The sequence below is a fragment of the Neptuniibacter sp. genome (assembly GCF_024231755.1).
Classification (GTDB): Bacteria; Pseudomonadota; Gammaproteobacteria; order Pseudomonadales; family Balneatricaceae; genus Neptuniibacter.
Genome location: NZ_JAAEQH010000117.1, coordinates 1 through 3,915 on the forward strand (window position 1 = coordinate 1; position 3,915 = coordinate 3,915).

Annotated in this window: 2 protein-coding genes; one reads left to right on the plus strand and one right to left on the minus strand. The window is 46.0% G+C overall.

The features are described 5' to 3' along the window. Positions 1-166: 166 nt before the first annotated feature. On the plus strand, positions 167-2,536 hold the full coding sequence (locus tag GY843_RS06565) for a penicillin-binding protein 1A (RefSeq protein ID WP_297307754.1): 2,370 nt from the start codon (positions 167-169) through the stop codon (positions 2,534-2,536). 79 nt (positions 2,537-2,615) lie between these two features. On the opposite strand, the gene GY843_RS06570 is transcribed toward GY843_RS06565, so the two are convergent. Next, positions 2,616-3,863 (minus strand): malic enzyme-like NAD(P)-binding protein, encoded by a 1,248-nt coding sequence (locus GY843_RS06570; protein ID WP_297307755.1) that lies wholly within the window; start codon positions 3,861-3,863, stop codon positions 2,616-2,618. Between the last annotated feature and the right edge of the window lie 52 nt (positions 3,864-3,915).

A 3,915-nucleotide genomic window follows, 5' to 3' on the forward strand; every position in this document is an offset into this window, starting at 1 on the left:
ACACAATGAGATTCCCTAATTAATACTGCGTTAATGCAAAGCTTAATATAGTACTTATGCACTCTAGCGTGCATTTAAGCCAATTAAAATTCAATATCCGCTAGAGCAAAACCTTAACCTGTCTATATAATAGACCTTATCTAAACTTCATTACTGTCAGATTAGCATGCCAGCCACATTTTCGCTTTTCAAACTTTTGTTTAAACTCGGAATTTCCTGTTTTTTTATCGGGTTAATTGCCATTGCTGGCGCTTATTACCATTTTTCGCCAAAACTTCCTGAAGTAGATACTCTGCGTGATGTCCGTTTCCAAACCCCTTTGCGCATATACTCTCAGGACAACAAACTAATTGCAGAGTTTGGCGAAAAACGTCGAACTCCAATCAAGTTTGATGAAATACCCCCACAATTTGTCAACGCCCTCATTTCAGCGGAAGACAGCCGCTTTTTCGACCATTTTGGCATCGACATCAAAGGCCTCACCCGCGCCGCATTCCAGCTGGCCACCACCGGACGCATACAAAGTGGTGGCTCGACTATCACAATGCAGGTTGCGAAGAATTTCTTCCTTACCCGGGAACGAACTTTTAGCCGTAAATTCATGGAGATCCTTCTAGCCCTGAGAATCGAGCAGGAATTAAGTAAAGAGGAAATCCTTGAGCTCTACATCAACAAGATTTATCTAGGCCATCGTTCTTACGGAATTCAAGCCGCCGCTAACGTATATTACGGCAAGAATATCCAGGACTTGAGCCTTTCACAGCACGCGATGATCGCTGGACTACCAAAAGCACCGTCTGCCTTTAACCCAATTAGCAATCCATCCCGGGCCGTTGAGCGCCGAAACTGGATACTTAAGCGCATGCACTCGCTCAGCTTCATCAACGACCAACAGCTCGAAGAAGCGAAAAATTCTGCAGTAACGGCCAAATATCATACTAGCGATATCGAACTCAGGGCATTTTATGTAGCAGAGATGGTCCGCAAGGAGCTCTATGACAAATATGGCGAAAACCTTTATACCGATGGATACAAGGTCTATACAACCATCAACAGCAACCTTCAAACCACCGCAAACGATGCTGTATCCAGTGGATTAATTGCGTACACCGAACGGCATGGCTATCTCGGAGCAGAAGAAAAATGGGAAATCCAAAACACAGCTAGCACCGAGCTTGAAAAGAAACTAAATAAAGTCATCTCCTTTGGAGTACTAAAACCTGCCCTCGTCACCAAGGTAGATGAAAAAAGCGCGGAACTACTGCTTAAAGAAGGAAATACTGCGGCATTATCCTGGGAAGGCATGTCATGGGCCAAACCTTATAAAAGTGTAAACCGCACAGGAAAATCCCCGAAAAAAGCCGAAGATATACTGCAAGTAGGCGATCTAATTCGTATCAGAGAAAAAGAGGGAAAAATCCATCTGACCCAAATACCCAAAGTTCAAGGCGCTTTCGTTGCTCTGAATCCTGACGATGGAGCAATTGTATCTCTTGTCGGCGGTTTCAATTTCACCCACAACAAGTTCAACCGCAGCACCCAAGCAATACGCCAACCAGGCTCCAACTTCAAACCATTTATTTATGCAGCAGCAATTAATAAAGGCTATTCAGCTGCATCGCTGATTAATGACGCACCTATCGTCTTCCACGATAAGAAACTTGAAGGTAACTGGCGCCCGGAAAACTCCAGCAGAAAATTCTATGGACCAACCCGTCTCCGCGAAGCGCTTTATAAATCCAGGAACCTGGTATCTATTCGACTACTACGCTCTATCGGTATAGACACTGCCAAAGAGTATCTTGATCTAGCAGGGTTCGATCGCAGCAAACTGCCTAACAACCTATCACTTTCATTAGGTAGCGCAGATGTCACCCCGCTACAACTAGTTTCTGGATACGCCACCTTTGCCAATGGAGGCTTTAAAGTAGAACCTTACTTTATCCAACGCATTGAGAATTCTTTTGGCGACACGCTTTTTGAAAGCAAACCCAAATTAGCATGCTCTGACTGCGCCACCGGAGAAGAAACTCAGGAATCGGCTGAAAGATTGCTAGCTCCAAGAATCTATGATGAGAAGGTAACCTTTCTGACTTACAACATGATGCAGGACGTCATAAAACGAGGCACTGCTCGCAAAGCTTTAGTACTAAAACGTAATGACATTGCAGGCAAAACAGGTACAACCAACGACCAGAAAGACGCTTGGTTCTCCGGCTTTAACCAAGACTACGTTGCAACCGCCTGGGTTGGCTTCGATCAACCTACTACATTAGGCAGAAGAGAGTTTGGCGGCACAGCCGCACTGCCTATCTGGATCGACTTTATGCGCGAAGCACTCAAAGACAAACCTGAAAACGCCCCAACAGCACCTGAAGGTATTGTCAGCGTCAAAATCGATCCCAAAACAGGCCAACTTGCCTATCCAGGCCAGGATGATGCTATCTTTGAATTCTTCCGTAAAGACAATGCTCCAACGGGTTATGCAGCTCCTGCCAGCCTAAGCAAAAGCAACGCGACAGAAGAGATTTTCTAAATCAACTTTCAAAGAACACCTTAATTTAGACACAAAAAAACCGGCGCTTAGCGCCGGTTTTTTATATCCAGATTCTGGATTAAGACAGCGGATAGCTATCTGGTAGAGGCAAGCGCGCCACACCAGTATCAATCGCAGCCTGAGCAACCGCTGTAGATACAGCACCCAGCAGACGGGAATCAGTTGCCTTAGGAATAATGTAGTCACGACCGAATTCCAAAGAATCCAGACCGTACGCATCCAGAACTTCCTGAGTAACAGGCTCTTTAGCCAGCTCAGCCAATGCGCGTACAGCTGCCGCTTTCATTTCTTCGTTGATCGCAGTAGAACGCACGTCCATTGCACCACGGAAGATGAATGGGAAACCAAGCACGTTATTTACCTGGTTAGGGAAGTCAGAGCGACCTGTTGCCATGATTACGTCATCGCGTGTTTCATGAGCCAGTTCAGGACGAATTTCTGGATCCGGGTTCGCACATGCGAATACAACCGGATTAGCAGCCATTTTAGCCAGCTGCTCACCTGATAGCAGGTTAGGGCCAGACAGACCAACAAATACGTCAGCACCATCGATAGCATCATCCAGAGTACGCTTGTCAGTTTCTGAAGCAAACGCAGCTTTTTCTGGAGTAAGATTTTCACGACCAGAGTGGATAACACCCGTACGGTCGATCATGTAGATATTCTCTACTTTCGCACCCATATTCACCAGCAGCTTCATACATGCGTGGGCAGCAGCACCTGCACCCAGACATACGATAGAGGCTTCTTCCAGCTTCTTACCAGCAATTTCCAGCGCGTTGATCATACCAGCAGCCGTTACAATAGCTGTACCGTGCTGATCATCGTGGAATACAGGGATATTACAGCGCTCAATTAGAACACGTTCAATTTCAAAGCACTCTGGCGCTTTGATATCTTCCAGGTTGATACCACCGAAAGTATCAGCGATGCGTGCAACAGTGTCGATAAACGCCTGCGGGCTTTCTGCATCTACTTCGATATCAATAGAGTCAAGACCGGCAAAACGCTTGAACAGCAGTGATTTACCTTCCATTACAGGCTTAGAAGCCAGCGGGCCAAGATCGCCCAGACCCAGAATTGCAGAACCGTTAGAAATTACTGCTACCAAGTTACCTTTAGCGGTATAACGGTATGCATTCTCAGGATCTTTCGCGATTTCACGAACCGGTTCAGCTACGCCTGGGCTATATGCCAAAGACAGGTCGCGCTGAGATTCAGCTGCTGTAGATAGTTCCACGCTGATTTTACCTGGACGTGGAAATTCATGGTAATCGAGAGCGGCTTGTTTCATATCATCAGACATGGCTGCTGTTCCAATCTAGTTAAAAAGTCGAACCCCGAACTATATAGAAAAG

Excerpts from the sequence above, each read along its gene's own strand:
- GY843_RS06565 (WP_297307754.1), top strand. The coding sequence starts at position 167 with ATGCCAGCCACATTTTCGCTTTTCAAACTTTTGTTTAAACTCGGAATT.
- GY843_RS06570 (WP_297307755.1), bottom strand. The coding sequence starts at position 3,863 with ATGTCTGATGATATGAAACAAGCCGCTCTCGATTACCATGAATTTCCA.